The organism is Sorangium sp. So ce1014, assembly GCF_051521505.1.
Taxonomy (GTDB): Bacteria; Myxococcota_A; Polyangia; order Polyangiales; family Polyangiaceae; genus Sorangium.
This window is the reverse complement of sequence record NZ_CP150356.1, coordinates 2,177,106-2,200,219: the sequence shown is the minus strand read 5'-3', so window position 1 is coordinate 2,200,219 and position 23,114 is coordinate 2,177,106. Positions and strand designations below refer to the sequence as shown.

The following is a 23,114-nucleotide window of genomic DNA, read 5'->3' as shown; positions in this document are numbered from 1 at the left end:
CATGCGTCTCGCGCAGAGTGTTCCGTGGATGTGCTTCGTCGGCTTGCTGGCGGCCGCCTCGCCGAGCGAGGCGCAGCCGAGGGGCGGCGCCTCGCCGAGGGGCGCGGGGCAGGCGGGAGCTGCGGGCCAGACGGCCATCAAGGCCCCGAACGCGCCCAGCGAGGCGATGAGCGACAAGGCCAGGAAGCTCTACATCGAGGGCGTGGCCGCGTCGGAGAAGGGGCGCTGGGCTGACGCGTATGCGTCGTTCGTGGCGGCCTGGGCGCTGCAGAAGCACTACACGATCGCCGGCGGCATGGGGACCTGCGAGCTGATGCTGCAGCGGTATGTTGACGCGGCGAAGCACCTCGCGATCTACGTGCGCGAGATCGAGAAGGACGCGACGGCGACGGCGGAGGAGCGCGCGGCCGCGCTCAAGACGTACGCGCAGGCGCGGGCGAAGGTGGGCGCGGTCGAGCTGCGCGTCGACGTGGAGGACGCGGAGGTGCGCGTGGGGCAGGAGGTCGTTGGAGCCGCGCCCCTTCTGGATCCGGTGTTCCTCGAGCCGGGGGCGCATACGATCACGGTGCGGCGGCAAGGGTACGAGCCGGCGAGCGTGGCGGTGGAGCTCAAGGCGGGGGAAGAGATCGAGCGCAGCGTCGAGCTGAAGAGCGCGCAGGTGAGCGAGCGGCCGCAGGAGACGAAGCCGGGGACGCCGTGGCAGGGGAATGTCGTGGGCGACCGCGACCCCGGGCCGAACAAGACGCTGCTCATCACAGGAGGGGCGGTGGCCGGGGTGGGGGTGATCGCGGGGACGGTGCTCACGCTCCTTTACTTCGGGAAGGCGGACGAAGCGGAGGATCTACGTCAGAACATTCGTGCCGGTGGCGCGCCCGAAAGATACTGCCCCAACCCCGGATCGCCGCCGATCTGCGCGAAATTGAACGACACGGTCGACGTCCAGTACATATTCGCCAATGCGGCAATTGGCAGCTTCATTGTCGGGGCGGCCGGGGCGGGGACGGTGATCTACGCGCTCGTCAATAGGCCCTCCGCACAGGATCGTCGCGTGCAGGTCGCGCCGCTCGTGGGTTCAAATGTGACCGGTCTCTCCGTGAGCGGTCGATTTTGAGCGGAGATATCGTGAACCGGGGAATCAGCAAGATGGATCATCGTCATGGTTGTCGCTTCGCGGCCACGTTTCTCCTGGGGGCGATGGCCATAGGGATTCAGGCGAGCGGGTGCTCGGCTGGGGACTGCGAACGATTGCCCACGCTGGCCTGCTTGACAGGTGCTGGCGGGAGCGGTGGGACCGGCGGCGACGGCGGTGGTGGTGGAGTGGTCATTCCGCCCCCTGAGTGTGACCCGCAAATAGCCGATGGCGGCGTCGGCGAGGGCTGCGGGGTGTTCGTGTCTGTGAACGGCGAAGATGGCGCCGCTGGCACCAAGCAGGCGGCGCTCAAATCGATCGAGGAAGCTATCGGTCGCGTGGTGGACAGCGAGAATCCGCGCGTCTATGTGTGCATCGGGGAATACACGGAAGCCGTCACGGTGCCCGCGGGCGTGACGATTTACGGACGGCTCGACTGCGACGCCAATTGGACACGGGTCGATGAAGAAGGCAAAGAGACGGTCCTGACGGCGGAGGCTGGAACGGTTCCTCTCACGATCACCGCGGCGGGCGGAAGCGCTCGAATTGAAGACCTCCATGTCAAAGCAGAAAAGTTCGATCCGCAGGATGTCGCGATGCGTAAAACGTCGTCCATCGCGACAATCGCCGAGGGCGGCAACATAACGCTCGTGCGCTGCACGCTTGAAGCAGACGACGCGGCGCCGGGCCCTACGGGAGCGCCCTCCGATCCGCCGGACAGCGAGATGGATGGAAAGCCGGGCAACGACGGTAACGCTGCATGCACGATGGAGGTCGTGGCCCCAAATCCACAGCCACGTAAGGAGTGCGGGACCGGGGATTCCCGTGAGGAATCGAGGGGTGGAGTGGGCGGACTCGGCTTGAGTGCCCAATGGAACCCTGGCGGCAACGGTACTTCCGACGGCAGTGCCAATGCCGGGTCCCGCCAGGGGAACGGTGGCTGCGGCGACGGCGGCATGGGCGAGGCAGGTGCCCGCGGAGAGCCAGGCCGGGGCGCCACTGGACCAGGAACCATCAGCAGCACCGGTTATGAGGACACTCCTTCTGAGGGCGCTACTGGGAAGCCGGGTCGACGCGGGAGACCCGGCCAGGGCGGTGGCGGCGGCGCAAGTGGGAAGGGTGAGGGCGCCTGCACCGGCGCCTCAGTAGACTTTGGCGGCGCGAGCGGCGGCTCCGGCGGAACCGGTGGCTGTGGCGGCAACGGCGGCAACGGCGGCCGAGCAGGTGGCTCCAGCATCGCCCTTCTCAGCATCGATGCAGCGCTCACCTTTGAGGAGGTTCGCCTCATCGCCAAGGACGGTGGGAATGGGGGCGCCGGAGCCTCTGGCCAGCTCGGCGGAAGCGGTGCCGACGGCGGAGCCGGCGGCATGGGCATATCCCTGAGCGCCGGCTGTGCCGGTGGTCCGGGCGGCGACGGCGGTCAAGGCGGAAAAGGGGGTGGCGGGCTCGGCGGGCACTCCATCGGCATTGCCTTCCGTGGCACACCGCCCCCGACCGTCGGGGTCGAGATAGACCACGGTGCTGCTGGCGACGGCGGCGAAGGAGACGACAGCGACCCGGAATACGACGGCAAGCCTGGCGTCGCGGCCGACACGTTCGAGTTCGCCAACCCCTGACCTCCTCGTGATGAGATTCCTGCTGTGAGGTCTTGCCGGCAGCTCAATCCGGGCCTTCTTCTCGGGCTCGCGCTCCTGGCCATCCCGGCAACCGCCGCCGGCCAGCCGTCCCAGCCGTCCCAGCCGACCGCCGAGGCGAAGCTCGCTGCCCGCGCCCTCGCCAACAAGGGCGTGGAGCTCTTCGACGCCGGCCGCTACGAGGACGCTCTCACGACCTTTCGCGGCGCCGAGGCCCTGGTCCACGCCCCTCCGCTCCTGGTCATGGCGGCGCGCTCGTGTGAGCGCCTCGGCCGCCTGCTGGAGGCGCGCTCGCTCTACCAGCGCGTCCTGGACGAACCGCTGGCAGCCACCGCTTCGCGCGCCTTCCAGGAGGCCCAGGCCGAAGCGAAAACCGAGCTCGCCGGCCTTGCTCCGCGCATCCCGACCCTGGAGGTCGCCCTCGCTGGTACGGCGCACGGCGCGGTGCAGCTGACACTCGACGGAGCGCCCATCGCCCCGGCGACCCCCGTGCAGCGCGACCCCGGCGAGCATACGCTGGTCGGCGTTGTGCCAGGGCGTCCTCCGGTGACAACCAGATTCCGGCTGGACGAGGGGAGGAAGCGGTACATCCTCCTCGACCTGACGCCGCCATCCCCAGAAGCCCCGCCGACGCGCAGCGCGCCAGTCGCGTCACAAGGCGATCGGCGAAAAATCCTGTTCATCGGCGGCGGAGCTGCGGCAGGCGCAGGTGTGATCGCGGGGACGGTGTTCACGATCCTCGCGCTGGGCAAGGGAGGCGACGCGGAAGACCTGCGTACGTCGCTTCGTTCCGATCCCGCGCTCAAAGGGTTCTGCCCGCGCACCACCCCCCCGCCGGTGTGCACGGAGCTGCGGGATACGGTCGATCTCCAGTACACCTTCATCAACGCGGCCCTCTACAGCTTCATCGTCGGCGCAGCCGGGGCGGGGACGGTGATCTACGCGCTCGCGGATCGGCCTGCTGCACCGGCCAGCCGCATGCAGGTCGTGCCGCACGTGGGTTGGGGCTCGGCAGGCCTTTCCGTGACCGGTCGATTCTGAGCGGAGGCATGGTGAACCGGGACGTTAGCAGGATGGGTCATCGTCGTGGTTGTCGCTTCGCCGCAACGCTTGTCCTGACCGCGGTAGCCACGGGGCTCCACGTGAGTGGGTGCATAGAACCTCCGGCCTCGGCGTACCCAGAATCGTCCGACACTGGTGGAGACGGTGGTAACGGCGGAAACGGTGGCAGTGGCGAAATCGACCCTCCGCTTGCGGGGTGTGACCCGGGAACAGCAAAAGACGGTGTCGGCGACCACTGTGGGGTGTTCGTGTCCGAGGCGGGCGTCGACGGCGCTGATGGCACGAAGCAGGAGCCGCTCAAGTCGATCAGCGAAGCTATCGGCCGCGTGGTGGACAGCGAGAGCGAGAATCCACGCGTCTATGTGTGCATCGGGACCTACACGGAAGCCGTCACGGTGCCCGCGGGCGTGACGATTTACGGACGGCTCGACTGCGACGCCAATTGGATACGGGTCGATGAAGAAGGCAAAGAGACGCTCCTGACGGCAGCCCCCGGAACGGTTCCTCTCAAGATCAGCGCTGCCGGCGGAAGCGCTCGAATTGAAGACCTCCATGTCAAAGCAGAAAAGATCGACCCGCAGGATGTCGCGATGCGTAAAACGTCGTCCATCGCGACAATCGCCGAGGGCGGCAACATAACGCTCGTGCGCTGCACGCTTGAAGCGGACGACGCGGCGCCGGGCCCCACGGGAGCGCCCTCCAATCCGCCGGACAGCGAGATGGATGGGAAGCCGGGCAACGCCGGCAACGCTGCATGCACGATGGAGGTCGTGGCCCCAAATCCGCAGCCACGTAAGGAGTGCGGGACCGGGGATTCCAGTGATGACTCGAGGGGCGGATTGGGCGGGGTCGGATCGAGTCCCCAATGGAACCCTGGCGGCAACGGCACTTCCGGCGGCAGTGCCAATGCCGGGTCCCGCCAGGGGAACGGTGGCTGCGGCGACGGCGACATGGGCGAGGCTGGTAACCACGGAGAGCCAGGCCGGGGCGCCACTGGACCAGGAACCATCAGCAGCACCGGTTATGAGGACACTCCTTCTGAGGGCGCTACTGGGAAGCCGGGTCGACGCGGGAGACCCGGCCAGGGCGGTGGCGGCGGCGCAAGTGGGAAGGGTGAGGGCGCCTGCACCGGCGCCTCAGTAGGCTTTGGCGGCGCGAGCGGCGGCTCCGGCGGAACCGGTGGCTGTGGCGGCAACGGCGGCAACGGCGGCCGAGCAGGTGGCTCCAGCATCGCCCTTCTCAGCATCGATGCAGCGCTCACCTTTGAGGAGGTTCGCCTCATCGCCAAGGACGGTGGGAATGGGGGCGCCGGAGCCTCTGGCCAGCTCGGCGGAAGCGGTGCCGACGGCGGAGCCGGCGGCACGGGCATGTCCCTGAGCGCCGGCTGTGCCGGTGGTCCGGGCGGCGACGGCGGTCAAGGCGGAAAGGGGGGTGGCGGGCTCGGCGGGCACTCCATCGGCATTGCCTTCCGTGGCACACCGCCCCCGACCGTCAGGGTCGAGATAGACCACGGTGCTCCTGGCGACGGCGGCGAAGGAGACGACAGCGACCCCGAATACGACGGCAAGCCTGGCTTCGCGGCCGACACGCTCGAGTTCGCTAACCCCTGACCTCCTCGTGATGTGAGCCCCCGTCGGCGCCCCCTCGTCCCCTCCCCGGGCCGCCGGGGGCCGCCTGGGCCTGCCGCGAGACGCCTCTGCCCACGAGGCCGCCGCCGCCAGACCCGCGAGCGCCGGTCCACGACAGCACGTGAAGCCTGTCCAGGCAGCAAGGACGGCGACGATGTCGCCCGTTCCGCTGGACCCCACGTCGGCAGCCCCACGATCCGCAGCGCGGCGCGGCCCGTCAAAAACCGCGGCGAGCACTCGAACCGCGGGTAAGATGGTGGCATGCGCCTCACCCCGGTGGCTCCGCTGCTCTGCTTCCTCGGCCTGCTCGCGGCCACCTCGCCGAGCGAGGCGCAACCGAAGGGCAGCGCTCCGACGGGAAACAGCGCGGAGCCGAAGCCCGGGCCTCGGCCAGGCATGCAGCGCGCGCCCGGCGAGGCCATGAGCGACAAGGCGCGAAAGCTCTATCTCGAGGGCGTGGCCGCGTCGGAGAAGAAGCGATGGGCGGACGCTCACGCGTCGTTCGTCGCGGCATGGGCGCTGCAAAAGCACTACACGATCCTCGGGGGAATCGGCACGTGCGAGCTGATGCTACAGCGTTACCGCGACGCTGCCGAGCACCTCGCGGTCTACGTGCGCGAGCTCGAGCAGGACGCGACCGCGACCCCGCACGAGCGCGCCGCCGCCGCCGAGACGTTCGCGAAAGCGCGCGCGCACGTCGGCGCAGTGCTCGTCCACGCGGACGTCCCAGGAGCGGCGGTGGTGGTGGACGGCGCTGTTGTAGGGAAGACGCCGCTCCTCGATCCGGTGTTTCTGGAGCCGGGGCCGCACACGATGGGCGTGCGGCATGACGACCATGCGCCGCAGGAAACCGCCGTGGAGGTCGCGGCGGGGAGCGAGATCCGGCGCGCCTTCGAGCTCGAAAGACCGCCGGTGAGCGCGCCGCCGCCGAGTCCGGCGCCTCCGCCACGGGACGGCGCGAAGCGCTCGAACGTGGGGGTGCTCTTGGCCGGCGGCGCGGCGGCCGGTGCCGGGGTGATCGCGGGGGTGGTGTTCACATTGGCCGCGAACGGCAAGGCGAGCGACGCGAGACGACAGTGGACCGTGGTCGATGCCATGGACGGTGGAGCCGTGAACTGCTCGCGCCCCGCCCCCGGCAGTCAAGGACAGCAGTGCGAGGACCTGAGCTCGCTGGTCGACGACAAGTACCTCTTCAGCAACATCGCAATGTGGAGCTTCATCGGTGGGGGCGTGGCCGTGCTTGGGACGCTCGGCTACTGGGTTGCGACCCCGCCGAGCACGGCGGAGAAGCATGTGCGCGTCGCTCCGCTCGTGACCCCAGGCGGCGGGGGGATCGCCGCCGGCGGCGTCTTCTGAGTCGAGGAAATCATGAACCGACAGACCAAGAGGGCAATGCGGCTCACCGCACACGGGGCTTCGGCGTTGGTCATAGCATCGGCGATCGGCGTGGTGCAGGCAGCGGGCTGCCTTCAACCGGATTGCGACGAGCAGCATCGGTGTGGAAGCCTTGGGACAGACGGAGTGGACCCGCCGGACGCGGGACCGCCGGATGCCGACCCGCCGGACGCGGGACCGCCGGATGCCGACCCGCCGGACGCAGACTCGCCGGACGCCGATCCGCCGGACGCTGACCCGCCGGACGCGGGACCGCCGGACGAGACGTGCGTGCCCCGCGAGAGCACCGGCGCGGTCGACGACACGTGCGGCGTGTTCGTGTCGGCGAGCCGCGCCGGCTCCGGGGGCACAGGAACGAAGACGGAGCCGTTCGGCTCGCTCCAGGAGGCCATCCTCCAAGCCCAGCAGAATAAAACCGGGCGCGTCTACGCGTGCGCTGGCGCCGGTGAGGAGTTCAGCGAAGTCGTCGCGGTGCCGGGCGGCGTCACCCTCTACGGCGGGCTCGACTGCAACAACGGCTGGATCTGGGCCGGCGAGGCGACCAAGACAGTGCTGACCGCGGACGAAGGCATGATCCCACTGACCATGGGCGGGCCATCGGGGACCGTCCGGATCGAGGACCTGCACGTCGCGGCGAGGCCGACCGCGCAGCAACACAACGGCGCAGGGGTCTCGTCGATCGCCGCCATCGCACACGGCACGGCCGTGGAGCTCGTGCGCTGCGAGCTGGAGGCCGGAGATGCAGCGCCGGGCGCGGATGGCGCGTCGTTCACGGAGCCGCCCATTCCAGGCCTACCAGGGCTGACCGGGAGCCCCGCATGTAGCCGCACGGATAGTGAGCGCGCACCCGGCGGAGCCGGCCTGGTGAATCAGTGCGGCACCCCCGACGATTTGACCGATGATTCGACCGGTGGATTCGGCGGATGGAGCTGGCCTGCGATGGGAGGCCCGGGGGGCGACGGACTACCCCTTCTCGCGGCAAGCGGCGATGAGCCAAACCACGGCACAGGCGGGGGCCCATCGGGCCGCTGCACCAATGGCAACCCGGGCAACATTCGTCCCAGGGGTACCCCCGGCACAGGCGCAGAGGGCCCCGGTAGCATCTCCATGACCGGCTATGCCGGCGTCCCCGGAGCCTCTGGGCGCCGTGGCGCGCCTGGACAGGGCGGTGGCGGCGGCGGTGGCAACCGAGGCGAATCGTCGCTCTCGAGAGACTATCGTTGTCGCGATGACCTCATCGCAGACCGCGCCGGCGCGGCCGGTGGCTCCGGCGGGACGGGCGGCTGCGGCGGTCTGGGTGGCCGAGGTGGCCTCCCGGGCGGCGCCAGCATCGCGCTCATCAGCGTCGGTGCCACGCTTTCCTTCGAAGCCGTCGTCCTGAAGGCTGGCGATGGCGGCCGTGGTGGCAACGGCGGCGACGGACAGCCGGGCGGCGAGGGCGGCGCGGCCGGTCTGGGCGGAACGGTTGATCCGAACGAGTCCCTAGGCCTGTACGGCGCCTGCGACGGCGGCCGAGGCGGCCGCGGCGGCGATGGCGGCAAGGGCGGCGGCGGGCAGGGCGGCCATTCTCTCGGCATCGCCTTCAACGGCACCCCGCCGCCCCTCAGCGGTGTCGCCATCCAGCTCGGCGTTGCTGGCCTCGGCGGCGGCGGCGACGACGACACCGGCCTCAGAGCCGACACAGGGATCGCGGCCGACACGCTCGCATTCAACTAGATCGCTCCGGCACCCCTCCAGCCATGACACCTCGCCGCCCCCTGCGCCTCGTCCTGCTCCTGGCGCTCGTCCTCCCGACCATGCCGGCCGCCGCCATCGCGCAGCAGGTCGAGCCGACCGATCAGGCCAGAGCCGAGGCCCGGAGTCTCGCCGACAAGGGCCAGGCTCTCTTCGATGCCGGCCGCCACGAAGAGGCGCTCGCGGCCTTCCGCGAGGCCGCGGCCCTGGTCCACGCCGTTCCGCTCTTGCGCATGATCGCGCGCTCCTGCGAGCGGCTCGGCCGCCTGCTCGAGGCGCGCTCGTTCTACCAGCGTGTCGTGGACGAGCCGCTGGCGGCCGACGCCCCGCGCGTATTCCGGCAGGACCAGGCCGACGCGAGGGTCGAGCTCGCCGCGCTGGCGCCGCGCATCCCCGCGCTGGAGGTCGTCGTCAGGGGCGCGGCGCCGGACGCCGTGGTGCTGACGCTGGACGGAGAGCGCATCGGTCAGGGGACGCCCGTGGAACGCGACCCCGGGAGCTACACGCTGGTCGCCGTCGCGCCGCGCCGGAACCCGATCACGAAGACGATCCGGCTGAACGAAGGGACGAGAGAGCTCGTCACCCTCGATCTGCCGCCGCCGGCCGCAGCACCGCGACCGGAGAGCGCATCCGCCTCCCCGGGCAACGATATCAGAACAGCCGTGCTCCTCGGCGGCGGAGTCGCGGCCGGATCCGGGATGATCGCGGGCGTCACGTTCACGCTGATCGCGAATGGCACGGAGAGGGCCGTGAGGAGGCAGTGGGAAGCGGTCCATGCCGTCCGAGGCGGCAATGTGGATTGCACGAACCTCACCATCGGAGATCCGGTGACGGCTTGCCAGAAGCTGAGCTCGCTGGTCGACGACAGAGACCTGTTCAGTAACCTGGCGCTATGGAGCTTCGTCGGCGGAGGGGTCGCCGCGCTCGGGACACTCGGCTACTGGATTGCCAGCCCGTCGAGCGTGCCGGAGGAGCAGCATGTGCGCGTCATTCCGCTTGTGAGCCCAGGCGGCGGGGGGATCGCCGCCGGCGGCGTTTTCTGAGTCGAGGGATCCATGAACCGACAGACCAAGAGGGCGATGCGGCTCGCCGCACACGGGGCTTCGGCGCTGATCATGGCATCGGTGGTCGGCGTGATGCAGACAGCGAGCTGTGTCTACGATACGCCATTAGGGAACTGCGAGAACCGGCATCAAGGTTGCCCGGACGGCGCCGCAGGCGGACCCGCGGTGGAGATGCCGGACGCTGACTCGCCGGACGCTGACTCGCCGGACGCGGGACCGCCGGACGCCGACCCGCCGGGCGAGACGTGCGTGCCCCGCGAGAGCACCGGCGCGGTGGACGATACATGCGGCGTGTTCGTGTCGGCGAGCCGCGCCGGCTCCGTGGGCACAGGAACGAAGACGGAGCCGTTCGGCTCGCTCCAGGAGGCCATCCACCAAGCCCAGCAGAATAGTACCGGGCGCGTCTACGCGTGCGCCGGCGCCGGTGAGGAGTTCAGCGAAGTCGTCGAGGTGCCGGGCGGCGTCACCCTCTACGGCGGGCTCGACTGCAACAACGGCTGGATCTGGGCCGGCGAGGCGACCAAGACGGTGCTGACCGCGGGCGAAGGCATGATCCCGCTGACCATGGGCGGGCCATCGGGGACCGTCCGGATCGAGAACCTGCACGTCGTGGCGAGGTCGACCGCGCAGCAACACAACGGCGCAGGGGTCTCGTCGATCGCCGCCATCGCGCACGGCACGGCCGTGGAGCTCGTGCGCTGCGAGCTGGAGGCCAGAGATGCAGCGCCGGGCGCGGCTGGAGCGTCTTTCACGGAGCCGGCCATTCCAGGCGTACCAGGGTACACGGGAAGCCCCGGATGTACCCGCACGGATGGTGAGCGCGTCCCCGGCGGAGCCTCAGTGGTGAATCAGTGCGGCACCCCCGACGATTTGACCGATGATTCGGCCGGTGGATACGGCGGATGGAGCTGGCCTGCGATGGGAGGCCCCGGGGCCGACGGAACGCCCCTTCTCGCGGCAAGCGGCGATGTGGAAAACCACGGCACAGGCTGGAGCTCATCGGGCCGCTGCGCCAATGGCATCTCGGGCAACAGCCGTCCCAGGGGTACCCCCGGCGCAGGCGCAGAGGGCCCCGGTAGCATCTCCATGACCGGCTATGCCGGCGTCCCCGGAGCCCCTGGGCGCCGTGGCGCGCCTGGACAGGGCGGTGGCGGCGGCGGCGGTGACCGAGGCGAATCGTCAGTCTCGAGAGATTATCGTTGTGACGATGGCCTCATTGCAGACCGCGCCGGCGCGGCCGGTGGCTCCGGCGGGGCTGGCGGCTGCGGCGGTCTGGGAGGCCGTGGTGGCTTCCCGGGCGGCGCCAGCATCGCGCTCATCAGCGTCGGTGCCACGCTTTCCTTCGAAGCGGTCGTCCTGAAGGCTGGCGATGGCGGCCGTGGTGGCAACGGCGGCGACGGACAGCCGGGCGGCGAGGGCGGCGCGGGCGGTCGGGGCGGAACGGTTGATCCGAACGAGGCCCTAGGCCTGCACGGCGGCTGCGACGGCGGCCGCGGCGGCCGCGGCGGCGACGGCGGCAAGGGCGGCGGCGGGCAGGGCGGCCATTCTCTCGGCATCGCCTTCAACGGCACCCCGCCGCCCCTCAGCGGTGTTGCCATCCAGCTCGGCGCGGCTGGCCTCGGCGGCGGCGACGACGGCGACACCGGCCTCGGAGCCGACACAGGAATTGCGGCTGACACGCTCGCCTTCAACTAGACCGCCCCGATACGCCGGCCACCGCGATGAGCACCACCGACACTCCGCCGAGATCCCACCGGCTGCTGGCACGCTGCAGCCCGCTGCAACGCTTGAAATCTCCTCTCCGCCACGCAATCAGCGCGGTCAACGCACGCAACGGGCACCTCGCCGGCCTCGCAGCGCGCCTCGGGCGCCGATCCACGCCGACCCCCGCCGCGCTGCTCGTCTCAACGCTTGCGACGGCTCACCCGTCGTCCAACGCTCCGCTGCGACGCTTGCATCAAGCGCTGCGGTTGGCGTGGAGCTCGCCCGAGCTCACCTCGCCCTGAACGCTCCGGCGCAGCGCACCGATGCGCCATGGCGCCCGGCGGAGGTCACCCATCGACCCGGCGATTCGCACCTTCGGCCCGGCGAAGTGAGCCCCAGGTTCGTCGAGATCGCACCTCGATCTTTGGCCGTCGCGCATCGACTTTTCGATGCCGCACATCGATTTTTCGATGTTCCCCATCGATCTTTCGCGGTTGCCCCTTGACAGCCCGCCGCACCGAGAAGCCCGCAGCGCGCGACGCTCGTGGCCCCAACCTCCCGCTCGCAGGAAGCACCCCGGAGCGGCTCGCCCGTCGATATCTCCCTCAAAACCCCCAGTCCCGCCTGGGGCGCCCCTGGGACGTCCCCGAGCTCGCCGGTTTCTGCCCTCCGATCTCGGACCACATTCGTGGCGCCACCTCGCGCTTCGGCGCGGCAGTCGGTGCCTCCTTGGGGGCAGCCGGGGCGGCGCTCGTCGCCGGCGACGCTGCCCCGGGAACCTGCGCCCGCTCAGGCGCCGCGCTCGCTCCAGCAGCGCCACCCGATACACCTTGCATCGACGTCGGCGCTGGCTCCGGCCCTGGCACAATCGCCGGCTCTGCCCCCTCGCCCTGCGCCCCCTCTCCCGCCGCGGATGCCACCGCCTTCGGCGCCGCCGGCTCGCCCGCGGCCGGCGCCGCAGCGCCCGCCGTCGCCTCCGCCGCCTCCCCCGCCGCCGCCGCCTCCGCCTTCACGCTCGCTGCGGCCGCCGCGCCCGCCTCCGCCTTCACGCTCGCTGCGGCCGCCGCGCCCGCCTCGGCTCCCGGCACCTCCAGCACGCGCCGCAACATCACGCCCAGCCCCACCCCCACGGCGACGATCGCCACGCTTCCCGCGGCGATCCACGCCGCGCGCGCCCTTCGCGAGCGCGGCTGCGCCGACGCCGACACGTGAATCGCATCGGTCAGCGTGCCCGGCGAGGCGCCCTGCGCCACGGCCGCAGCGCCGCTCCCGCCGCCCGGCCCCTGCGCAGATCCCGCCGGATAGGCCGCACCTCCATAGCCACCGGCATAGCCACCGGGCGCCGCGGTCCCCGCGATCGCCACACCCGCCACACCCGCCACACCCGCCGCAGCTGCCGGCCCCCCTGCCCCCGCGCCACCCAGCGCCGCGGCCCCTCCCGCGACAGGCGTCCCCACCGCCGTCCACCCGAACGGGTTCGATCCTCCGCCCCCCACCCCCGACGACGAGAACACCGGCACGCCCGCCGCCCGGCCGAACTCCTCCACCATCTCGCGCACGCTCTGGAACCGGTGGTTCCGGTCGCGCGACAGCGCCCGCGCGAAGAACGCGTCGAGCGCCGGCGGCAGATCCAGCGCGAGCTGCCGCGCCGTGGGGATCGGCTCCACGAGGATCCGCGTCATCACCTGCGCCAGCACCTCGCCCGGGAACGGCAGGTAGCCGGTCACCATCCGGAACAGGATGACGCCCATCGCCCAGAGATCGCTCCGCGCGTCGATGTCGCGCTCGGCCCGGAGCTGCTCCGGGCTCATGTAATGCGGCGACCCCATCACCTCGCCGGTCGTCGACGCCTCCGTCACGAGCTTCGATGTCGTGTCCTTGGCGATGCCGAAGTCGATCAGCTTGAGCTGGTCCTCGTCCTCGCCGTCGACGCGCGCCAGGAACAGGTTCGCCGGCTTCAGGTCCCGGTGGACCAGCCCGGCGTCGTGCACGCTCCGCAGCGCCTTCCCGGCGTGCACCAGGAGGCGCTGCGTCTCCGGCAGCGAGAGCCTGCGCACCCGCAAAAGCCGCGCGCTCAGGTCCTCCCCGCGCAATAGCTCCATCACGAGGTACGGCACGCTCTGCTCGAAGCCGAAGTCGTAGACCTGCACGACATGGGGGCTCCGGAGGTGCGCCGCCGCGCGCGCCTCACGCTCGAAGCGGGCGCGGAACGCCGGCGATCCGGCGTAGGCCGTGCCCATGAACTTGACGGCCACGTGCGTGCCGAGCTGGACGTGCTGCGCCACCCAGACCGAGCCCATGCCCCCCGCGGAGAGCGCGCGCTCCAGGCGGTACTTGCCGGCGATGATCGAGCCTGATTCGAGCTGCATGCGCCGGGGCGCCTCCTGCGGGTGGGAGCAGCGTAACCGATCGCGCGCCGATCGCGCAGTCCTGGCGCAGCGGACGCGCGTGAGGGCGCAGCGCACAGGGCGCACGTCGCGGCGAGCTCGAGAGCGACGCCGTGGTGCGACGGGCGTCTAGGCGACGGGCCAGGCTGCTCAGAACGGCCGAGGCGGCGCGGGTTTCTTCTTCTCCGCTGCACTCGTGGCGTCAGCCGGCGATGCGGCGCGGGCGGGTGGCGGAGGTGGAGGCGGAGATCGCGGCGCCTCGTCGTACACCGACTCCGCGGCCGTCTGCGTCTTTCCACGGACGGACGTCCCGCCGGACGCCGGTGTCCGCGCTCCCGCGATGGCTGCTGCCGTCCCCGTCGGCGACGACGATTTCACCTGGGCCGCTGTCCCTCCGGGGGCAGGTGGAGCGGGCGGAAGCGCGCGCTGCTGCGGCGGTGCGTCCACCTGGGCCTCGTGCTGCTCCTGCTCGACCGGCGCCGCAGCCCTGCGCTCTGCGCCCGCGCTCGCCGCGGCGCTCTCCGCCGCCGCTGGCGGTCCCGATCCTTCAGCAGCAGGCGCCGCTGTCGTCGCAGCGGGAGCCCTCTCCTGCCGTGTTGCCTCCGCCGCGCCCACGGCCGGCTCGCGGCCTCCATCAGCTCCGGCGGGTGGTGTCGGCCCCCTCCAGCCGACGAGCCACGTTGCGGCGATCGCGCCCACGATCAAGCCCACCACCAGCGTCGCGGCCACGGCCGTGGTCTTCCCTCCCCTTCGCCTCGCCTCGACGGCGGCCCGCCCCTTCGCCGCGGGTTGCGCGCCCGCGGCACGCGCGCCGGCCTGCTGTGCCTGCGCCGCGCGCATCATGGACATCGCCGCCTGGTGCTGCGCCTCGGCGGCCTTCCCTCGCATCACGAGCGTCCCACGAAGCGTCACCATGGGTCCGGCGCCGGCAGCCGGAGCTCCGGCGCTCGTGCCCGGCGCCGTTCCTCCTTGCGAGGCCGGTGTCCCCGGCCGCCCGAGCGGCACCGTCGTCACCACTTCCTCCGCGCCGACCGCGCTCCCCTGCCCTCGCGCCGGAGCCACCACCGTCTCCTGATCCGCCGTGCTCCCCAGCGGCGGCCTCCCGCGCTCCCCCGTGGTGCGCAGCCCCCCGCGCTCCGCTTCCCCCGCGCCCTCCCCCCGGAGCGCCCCCGCCTCACCCGCGGTCGACACGACGAACGCCGCGAGCTCCCGCGCCACCTCCTCCGCGGTCCCGAACCGCTCCTGCCGCTCCCTGCGCAGACACCGGTCGACGATCGTCACGAGCCGCTCGTCCACGCGCCGCAGATAGCGGGACACCTTCGGGATCTCCCCCGACAGGATCTGCGACAGCAGCTGCGGCCCCTCGCCCTGGAAGGGCCGCACGCCGGTGAGCATCTCGAACAGCATCACCCCGAGCGACCAGAGATCCGCCCGCGCATCGAGGTCCTCGTCCGCGCGCAGCTGCTCCGGGCTCATGTAGACCGGCGAGCCCACCACATCGAGCGTCGACGTCAACCCGCTCGCGGCCGCGAGGCTCTTCGCCACCCCGAAGTCGAGCACCTTGACCACGAAGTCGCCCGCCTCGGGCGGCCGGTGCAGGAACACGTTCGCCGGCTTGAGGTCGCGGTGCACGATCTGCACGGCGTGCGCCGCGGCGAGCGCGCCCGCCACGTCGTGCGCGATCCGGGCGGCCAGCGGCGCCTCCAGACGGCGCCGGGCATCGAGCAGCGCGGCCACGCTGTCGCCCACGAGCAGCTCCATGATGAGGCACGGCTCGCCGCCCTCGGCGCGGGCCACATCGAGCACGTCGACGATGTTCGGATGCTGGAGCGCGCCGCACGACTGCGCCTCGCGGAGGAGCCGCTTGCGCAGCAACGGATCAGGACGGGCGATCACCTTGAGCGCCACCTCGCGCCCCGTGGCCTCGTTCCTCGCGGCCCAGACGACCCCCATCGCGCCCTGCCCGATCTTGCGGCTCAGGCGGTACTTCCGCGCGAGCAGCATGCCCGGAAGGAGCCTGTACGCCTCGATCGGTTCCGACATATGCCCCCCGGGTCGCGCCGTCAGCCCACCGCGGGCTTACCATCGCTCCAGCGCGACCGGAATCACCGAACCCGCGCCTCGGCGGTCGACGCCGATCAGGGTGCGTACGGATCCCGCTTCCTCTCGTTTTCCCGCAGGCAGTTGGTCCGCATGAACCCCGTCTTTCCCGCGCAGGGATCCACCTTGGGCCGCTTGGCAGCGGGCTGCTGCGGAGGCGGCGTCGCAGCCGTTTTCCCAGGCGCCTTGCCCCCGGGCTGCGCGGCAACGGCGCTCCGCGGCGCAGACGGCGCCGCCGCTGGCGCCGCCTTCACCGGCGCCGCTGCTGGTGCCGCCTTCACCGGCGCCGCTGCTGGTGCCGCCTTCACCGGCGCGGTCGCCCCTGGCGTCGCCGCCGTGACGGCCGTCGCCGCTGCGGTCGGAGCGCTCGGCGCCGGTGACGCCGATGCGTCCGCCTCCGCGTGCCCCGAGTCGCTCGCCGCGCCCGCATCCGCGTCGGCGTCGCCCTCGATCGGCTCAGCCACGGCCGGAGCTTGCGGAGCAGGCGCCGCCGGCGGAGGCAGCGTCTCAGCCGGCCTGACGACGCTGACCGCGCTCGCGTCCCCGGCCTCGATCGACGCGTCAGGCTCCGCGGGCACCTCGCTGCCCTGGAGGGCGCGCAGGGCGAAGAAGAGCACCGCTCCCACGAGGCCAGCGGCGAAGGCGGCCAGCAACGCCAGGATCGCGCCGGGGACCTGGATCCTCGCCGGGCGCCGCTGCTGTTCCAGCGGCGGCATCGGCGGCGGCGTCGCGCGCGCTGCCCACGGCGACGGCTGCGCTGCCGCCCCACCCGCCTCCGGGCCCGGCACGAGCGGCGCGGTCGTCGAGCTCCCCGATCTGCCCGGCTCGTCCTGTCTCCGTGTCGGCGAGACACGCGCCCCCGCGTCCGCGCCCCCCATGACCTCCGGATCGAGCTTCTGGGTCAGCTCAGCGTTCCACACCGGCTCGGCCCCGGCGCTCGCCCCCAGCGCCGGCGGCATCCCCGCTGGCACCACGCTCGCCCTCTGCGCCGGCGGCATCCCCGCTGGCACCACGCTCGCCCCCAGCGCCGGCGGCATCCCCGCTGGCACCACGCTCGCCCCCAGCGCCGGCGGCATCCCCGCTGGCACCACGCTCGCCCCCAGCGCCGGCGGCATCCCCGCTGGCACCACGCTCGCCCCCAGCGCCGGCGGCATCCCCGCTGGCACCACGCTCGCCCCCAGCGCCGGCGGCATCCCCGCCGGCGCCGCGTAGCCGCCTCCCCCCCCGCCCCCCACGGCGGCGCCCGCCCTCCCGCGCGACCTCGCTCCCGCGGCCGCGTACCCGTCGAGGAGCTCCGCGACCTCCGCCGCCGACCCGATCCGCTCGTCCCGGTGGCGCGCCATGCACCGCGCCACGAGCTCCACGAGCCCTGGATCCACCCGACGCAAGTACCTGGAAATCTTCGGGATTTCCCCGGTCAAGATCCCGGTGAAGACCGCCCGCGCGTCCCCCTGGAACGGCCGCATGCCGGTCAGCATCTCGAACAGCACAACGCCGAGCGCCCAGACGTCGGCGCGGGGATCGACGCTCGGATCGGCCCGCACCTGCTCCGGGCTCATGTAGAGCGGCGACCCGACCGTGCCGCCGGTCGCCGTGCGGATGCCGTCGTTCAGGGCGAGATTCTTCGCGACCCCGAAATCGAGCACCTTCACCACCGGCTCGTCCACGTCCGGCTCGCGGTGCAGGAAGATGTTCGCCGGCTTCAGATCGCGGTGGACGATGTGCGCCGCGTGGACCGCGGCGAGGCCCCTCGCCACGTCGCGCCCGATCGCCGCCGCCACGTCCGCGTCGAGCCGACGCCTGCGCTGGAGCAGCTCCGCGAGCGTCTCTCCCGTGAGGAGCTGCATCACGAGGAAGGGCTCGCCGAACTCGGTCTCGCCCATGTCGTACACGTCGATGACGTTGCCGTGCCGCAACGCCCCGCCATTCCTCCCCTCGCGCTGCAGCCGCCGCCGGAGCTCGGGATCCGGGCGGTGAATCAGCTTCAGCGCCACCTCGCGCGACGTGGACAGGTTGAGCGCCGCCCACACCACCCCCATGGAGCCCTCGCCCAGCCGCCTCACCAGCTTGTACTTCTCGGCGATCAACAGGCCGGCAGCGATGTGCGTGAAGGACTTGGACATCGAGCTCAACAGGGACGGTCGAGGCGCCGCACCGAGGCGCGCAAGGTATCGTTATCTATCGCCGAACGAAAGGGCGTCATCACAAGGTAACCTGCGCTCCACCGCGACCTCCCGGGCTCTCCGCCCCGGCGCGCAACAGGAGGTACCCCGCGGCCATGCCGATTCCCACGAGGAGCACCGCCGCGAGCACCGCCAGCGCGATCCACGCGATCCGCGACCGGGCAAGCTCAGGCGACGATCGCTCCGGCGCGCGGAGCGGCCCGAACGGCACGGTGACGCCCACCGGCGGCGGCGCCGGCGCCTTCGCGATGGCACCGGCCGCAGACGCCTGCGCGGCGCCGAACGCCTGCCGATGAACGGACGCCTCCGTCGGTGAGAGCTTGACGGTCCCGTTCTCTCCCAGCAGGGGATGGCTCGCCGTCGGCTTCCGGGGCACCGGCGCCGCCGGGCTCCCGCTCGCCGGAGGCGTGGGCGCCGGCGATGCGCCCGTTCCGCGCGGCGGCGGCGCCGGCGATGCGCCCGCTCCATGCGGCGATAACGCCGGCGAGCTCTCGCGTCCGTGCGGGAGCTGCAGAGACGCCACCGACACCGGAAGCGGCGTCGTGGTCGCCGGCAATGCTCCTGGCGCCGCCCCGCCCCACGGCCCTCGCCCCGGCTGCTGCGGCACGTCGTACCGCAGGTCCGGCGACGATCCCGGCGACGAGGCGCTGCGCGGCTGCGCCGACGGCCTGGCGAACGGCTCGAGCGCCGCGGCCACATCCGCCGCCGAGCGCGGCCGCTGCTCGCGGTCGCGCCGGAGACACTGCGCCACGATCGCATCGAGCCCAGGGTCGACCTGCCAGACGATCTGGGAGACCGTCGGGATCTCGCCCTGCAACACGTTTCTCAGGAGCTCGTGCGCCCTGCCCTGGATCGGCCGCCGGCTGGTGAGCATCTCGAACATCAACACGCCGAGCGCCCAGAGGTCGGCGCGCGTGTCGATATCGCCCTGCGCCCGCACCTGCTCCGGGCTCATGTAGGCGGGCGAGCCGATGAGGATGCCTGTCGCGGTGCGTATCTGATCGGGCCCCGTGAGGAACTTGCTCACGCCGAAGTCGAGTATCTTGACGACGTAATTGCTCTCGCCAGGCTCGGTGTGGAGAAAGATGTTGGACGGCTTCAGGTCCCGGTGGATGATGCCGCGCTCGTGCGCCGCGGAGAGGCCGCGCGCGATGTCACGGGCGATGCGCGAGGCCTCGGGGATCTCCAGCTTTCGCTTGCGCTTGAGCAAGGCGGAGAGCGTCTCGCCGGACAGCAGGGGCATGACCAGGAACGGATCGCCGTTCTCGGTCGCGTCAGCATCGTAGATATCAACGATGTTCCGGTGGCTCACCGCGCCGCAGGCCCGCGCCTCCCGGAGGAGCCGGACGCGGAGCTCCGGGTCGGGCCGCGCGAGCAGCTTGAGCGCCACCTCGCGCGAAGTGGCCTCGTTGTGCGCGGCCCAGACGACCCCCATCGCCCCCTCGCCGATCCGACGGAGCAGCCGGTATTTGCCGCAAACGAGCGCACCTGGCGGCGCGGCAGGAGGCGAGGGAGAGGGCATGGATGGGCTCGCGTTAAGGACGGACGCAGAGACAGGTCGAACGCGCTCGGAGAGCGATTGTCGCAGGTGAGATAGCGTACCGTCAAGTAAAGGCGCGTGCCCGGGTGGCGGGGCGCAGGAGCACGAGGTCGGATCCGGCGCGCTCGAGCGCGCGCCTGCGCTCAGCGCACCGGAGCGTCACCGGCGCATCGCTTCTTGCGAGCACCGGTGCGAGCGACCGCGGTGTCAGAGCGGGAGAAGCGGCGCCAGACCCCGGAGCATCAAGCCTACTTTCTCAACTTCGCCATGCACTTTTGCTTCTCCATGAACTTGAGACCAGCGCACGGATTCGAGAGGGGTCTGGCGGTCTGCGCTGTCGCCGGCGGGGACGAGCTCGGTACCGTGCGCGGCTTCGCGCTGCTCGCCGTCGCCGGCGTGCCGCCCGCCGCTGTGCCGGCGCCCGTCGCGCTGCCCGCGCTGCCGCCCGTCGCTGTACCGGCGCCCGTCGCGCTGCCCGCGCTGCCCGCGCTGCCGCCCGTCGCTGTGCCGGCGCTGCCGCTCGCGGCCGTCCCGGTGCTGCTCACCGGAGCGGCGCTCTGCGCCGCCGGCGGCTCGGACGGGGCATTCACCGCGGAGCCCGACGGCGCTCCCGCGGGCTGCTCCGGGAGCCGGTCGTCCTGCGGCCGAGCGCCGCCGCCCTCGGGCTTCCCCTCGTCCCTCCCCGGGGTGATCCCGGGCAGCATCGTGCTCCCGGACGGCGCGGGTGCGGCGGGCGCCGTCTCGTGCGACCGCAACGCGATGAGCATCCCCACGAGGATCAGCGACAGCGCGGCTGCCGTGATCGCCAGCGTCGCGGCTGTCCGCTTGCGCTTCAGATCGTCGCCCTGCGGCGCGGTCTCCTGAGCACCCTGGGCCCTGTATGCCCCGGTCTGGTGGACCGACGGGTGGTTCGAGACGAGCGGGGTCGTCGACGAGCTCCCCGCCTGCTGCGGCACGCCCGTGCCCGTGGTTGCGCCCGGCCTGGAGTCCGACGGCGTGGAGTCCGAGCCGCTCGCGCCCGCCTCCGGCGCGAGCATCACCGTCGACGCCGGGATCCGGCTCGATGATGCGCCGACGCTGCCGTGGGCCGGCGCGCTCGCAAGACCGATGCCGCCCGGCCCTGCGTTTCCCTCCGGCATCGCCGGCGAGGCCATGCGCACCGTCATTCCCCAGGCCCCGCGCTCCGGGAGCGCCCCCGGCGCGGCCTGCGCCGGCGCAGTCTGCACCGGCTGCGCCCAGCTCGCGTGGGACTGCCTTGACGCTCCGGCCGGCGAAGGCAACGGCGTCAACAGCGCAGCCGCCGGGTGTCCCGCCGGGTACTGCCCCGATCCCGCGCGCGGCTTGCCAGCCCCGGCCGCCTCCGCGCTCCCCCGCGTGATCGGCAGGGTCGCCACATCCTCTTCCCACAGAGCGGGACCCGCCGACGCCGCGGCGATGTGCTGCCCTGAGCTCCCCGCGCGTCGAGGCGGCGCAACCGCCGCCTGCCCCGCATACGCCACCTGGCTCGGGCCGGCCGGCTGCCCCGCAGCCACCTGCCCCGACCGCTGCGACAGCAACCCGCCCGCCCCCGGCGGCTCCTGCAACAGGATCGGAGCCCGCCGCCCCCCACCGAGCAACGCCAGCGGCAGCGCTCCCGCGTCGACGCCGGCCGACCCGGGTTGCGCCACCGACCCGGGTTGCGCCACCGACCCGGGTTGCGCCACCGACCCGGATTGCGCCACCGACCCGGGTTGCGCCCCTGACCCGGGTTGCGACCCCGACCCGGGTTGCGACCCCGACCCGGGTTGCGACCCTGACCCGGGTTGCGCCGCTCCGGCCTGCGCCCCCTGCCAGCTGCCGTCCACGCCCTCGCCCGGAAGCAGCCCCTGCCCCTCCGGCGACGTCTGCCGCCACGCCGCGTTCATGCCCGAGCCGACGCCCCGCGCCGCGTACCGATCGAGCTGCGCCGCGACCTCCGCCGCCGAGCCGATCCGGTCCGCGCGGTCCCGCCGCATGCAGCTGGCGATCAGGTCGACGAGCCCCTGGTCCACCCGCCGCAGGTACTTGGACACGGTGGGGATCTCGCCCGTCAGGATCCCCATGAACACCGCCTGCGCGTCCCCCTGGAACGGCCGCATGCCGGTCAGCATCTCGAACAGCACAACGCCGAGCGCCCAGAGGTCGGCGTGGTGATCGACGTTCGGTTCGGCCCTCACCTGCTCCGGGCTCATGTAGAGCGGCGACCCCACCGCGCCGCCCAGCACCGTGTGCAGGCCGTCGTTGACCGAGAGGTTCTTCGCGACGCCGAAATCGAGCACCTTCACCACCGGCTCGTCCATGTCCGGCTCGCGGTGCAGGAAGATGTTCGCCGGCTTCAGATCGCGGTGGATGATGTGCATCGCGTGCGCCGCCGCGAGGCCCCGGGCCACGTCGCGCCCGATCGACGCCGCGACCGGTGGGTCGAGCCGGCGCCGCCGCATGAGCAGCTCGGCCACGGTCTCCCCCGTGAGCAGCTGCATCACCAGGAACGGCTCCCCGGCCTCGGTCTCGCCCATGTCGTACACGTCGATGACGTTCCGGTGCCGCAGCGCCCCGCAGTTGCGCGCCTCGCGCTGCAACCGCAGCCGGAACTCGGTCTCGGGGCGGTGGATCAGCTTCAGCGCCACCTCGCGGGCGGTCGCCACGTTCACCGCCGACCAGACGACCCCCATGGCCCCCTCGCCGATCTGGCGCACGAGCCGGTACTTCCTGTCGATCAGCACGCCGGACGCGAGCCATGTCGAACTCGTCGGCGATGACATCAGCGGCTTTCCGGCAGCACAGCGCGCCCCACCCTCACGGAGCACGCCCGGACGGACGCGGCCAGCGACGCGAGGTGAGCCGAGCCATGCCTCCGGCACCCCCACCGTCCAGCGCTCGCGTCGCCCGATCCCTCATGCGCCTGCTCCCGCACGACGTAACATCCGATCCCCAGGTCCACGGGACGCGCCTCCTGCGCGAGCCATCCTACAGCACTTCTCCCCGGCGCGATACGTTCTCTGCAACGGAGAACGGACGACAAAAGACGGACCAGGAATGCGGGCGAAGCCTGATTCGCTCGTGCCGGGCTCGGATCCACGATCGCCGCCCTCGATGGCTGCCACACCCGGCGAACGACTCGAGGAAAGCGAGGCGCACATGGGCGACACAACCATCATGAAGGTCTCCTCCGGCCGCTCCCCGAGAGGCCAGATGGGGCAAAAATACCTGGCTTCCGGAATCCAGGTCTCGATGCGACTCTGGGAGCAAGAGCCGCCGGGCGACGCCAAACAGCCCACCGTGCGCGATTACGAGACGGTGGGGTTCGTCATCGAGGGGCGAGCCGAGCTGCACATCGAGGGGCAGATGGTGCGCCTGGAGCCGGGCGACTCCTGGACGGTGCCTAAAGGCGCATCGCATTTTTACAAGATCATCGAACCGTTCACCGCGGTGGAGGCGACGAGCCCGCCAGCCAGCGTCCACGGACGCGACGAGACCTGAAGAGGCTTTCAGGCAACGCCTGACCGCGACGCCGGCTGTCTTGCCTTCCGGGAGGA

14 protein-coding genes are annotated in these 23,114 nt (G+C 72.0%); 9 read left to right on the top strand and 5 right to left on the bottom strand.

What is annotated here, in order from left to right; translation table 11 throughout:
• The first annotated feature begins 1 nt into the window (after nt 1).
• The 8 genes from WME75_RS08390 to WME75_RS08355 all read left to right on the top strand — a co-directional run bounded on the left by WME75_RS08390 (nt 2) and on the right by WME75_RS08355 (nt 11,341).
• Nucleotides 2-1,111: a PEGA domain-containing protein gene (locus WME75_RS08390; RefSeq protein WP_437488236.1), complete on the top strand. Its 1,110-nt coding sequence runs from the start codon at nt 2-4 to the stop codon at nt 1,109-1,111.
• A gap of 11 nt (nt 1,112-1,122) precedes the next feature.
• The gene (locus WME75_RS08385; RefSeq protein WP_437488233.1) at nt 1,123-2,745 is read left to right on the top strand and encodes a hypothetical protein; all 1,623 of its coding nucleotides are present in this window, start codon (nt 1,123-1,125) and stop codon (nt 2,743-2,745) included.
• 171 nt (nt 2,746-2,916) lie between these two features.
• The gene (locus WME75_RS08380) at nt 2,917-3,804 is read left to right on the top strand and encodes a tetratricopeptide repeat protein (RefSeq protein WP_437488230.1); all 888 of its coding nucleotides are present in this window, start codon (nt 2,917-2,919) and stop codon (nt 3,802-3,804) included.
• A gap of 263 nt (nt 3,805-4,067) precedes the next feature.
• On the top strand, nt 4,068-5,435 hold the full coding sequence (locus WME75_RS08375; protein ID WP_437488227.1) for a hypothetical protein: 1,368 nt from the start codon (nt 4,068-4,070) through the stop codon (nt 5,433-5,435).
• 279 nt (nt 5,436-5,714) lie between these two features.
• Nucleotides 5,715-6,809, top strand: a complete 1,095-nt coding sequence (locus WME75_RS08370; RefSeq protein WP_437488225.1) for a PEGA domain-containing protein — start codon at nt 5,715-5,717, stop codon at nt 6,807-6,809.
• A 12-nt stretch (nt 6,810-6,821) separates the two neighbouring features.
• Nucleotides 6,822-8,564 carry a hypothetical protein gene (locus WME75_RS08365; protein ID WP_437488222.1) on the top strand — a complete coding sequence of 581 codons (1,743 nt, stop codon included), beginning with the start codon at nt 6,822-6,824 and terminating at the stop codon, nt 8,562-8,564.
• Between the two features lie 23 nt (nt 8,565-8,587).
• Nucleotides 8,588-9,625, top strand: coding sequence for a hypothetical protein (locus WME75_RS08360; RefSeq protein ID WP_437488219.1), 1,038 nt, complete (start codon nt 8,588-8,590; stop codon nt 9,623-9,625).
• 12 nt (nt 9,626-9,637) lie between these two features.
• A complete protein-coding gene (locus WME75_RS08355) occupies nt 9,638-11,341 on the top strand; it encodes a hypothetical protein (protein WP_437488216.1) in 1,704 nt (567 codons plus the stop codon).
• Nucleotides 11,342-11,955: 614 nt separating this feature from the next.
• Here the strand turns inward: WME75_RS08355 and WME75_RS08350 are convergent.
• The 5 genes from WME75_RS08350 to WME75_RS08330 all read right to left on the bottom strand — a co-directional run bounded on the left by WME75_RS08350 (nt 11,956) and on the right by WME75_RS08330 (nt 22,340).
• Nucleotides 11,956-13,719 (bottom strand): serine/threonine-protein kinase, encoded by a 1,764-nt coding sequence (locus WME75_RS08350; protein ID WP_437488213.1) that lies wholly within the window; start codon nt 13,717-13,719, stop codon nt 11,956-11,958.
• A 168-nt stretch (nt 13,720-13,887) separates the two neighbouring features.
• A complete protein-coding gene (locus WME75_RS08345) occupies nt 13,888-15,780 on the bottom strand; it encodes a serine/threonine-protein kinase (RefSeq protein WP_437488210.1) in 1,893 nt (630 codons plus the stop codon).
• 95 nt (nt 15,781-15,875) lie between these two features.
• A complete protein-coding gene (locus tag WME75_RS08340; RefSeq protein WP_437488207.1) occupies nt 15,876-17,960 on the bottom strand; it encodes a protein kinase domain-containing protein in 2,085 nt (694 codons plus the stop codon).
• 79 nt (nt 17,961-18,039) lie between these two features.
• Nucleotides 18,040-19,542: a protein kinase domain-containing protein gene (locus WME75_RS08335; protein ID WP_437488204.1), complete on the bottom strand. Its 1,503-nt coding sequence runs from the start codon at nt 19,540-19,542 to the stop codon at nt 18,040-18,042.
• A gap of 266 nt (nt 19,543-19,808) precedes the next feature.
• Entirely contained in the window at nt 19,809-22,340 is a 2,532-nt protein-coding gene (locus WME75_RS08330; protein ID WP_437488199.1) for a protein kinase domain-containing protein, read from the bottom strand.
• 376 nt (nt 22,341-22,716) lie between these two features.
• Between WME75_RS08330 and WME75_RS08325 the strand changes: the two genes are divergently transcribed.
• The gene (locus tag WME75_RS08325; RefSeq protein WP_437494770.1) at nt 22,717-23,058 is read left to right on the top strand and encodes a cupin domain-containing protein; all 342 of its coding nucleotides are present in this window, start codon (nt 22,717-22,719) and stop codon (nt 23,056-23,058) included.
• The last annotated feature ends 56 nt before the right edge of the window (nt 23,059-23,114 follow it).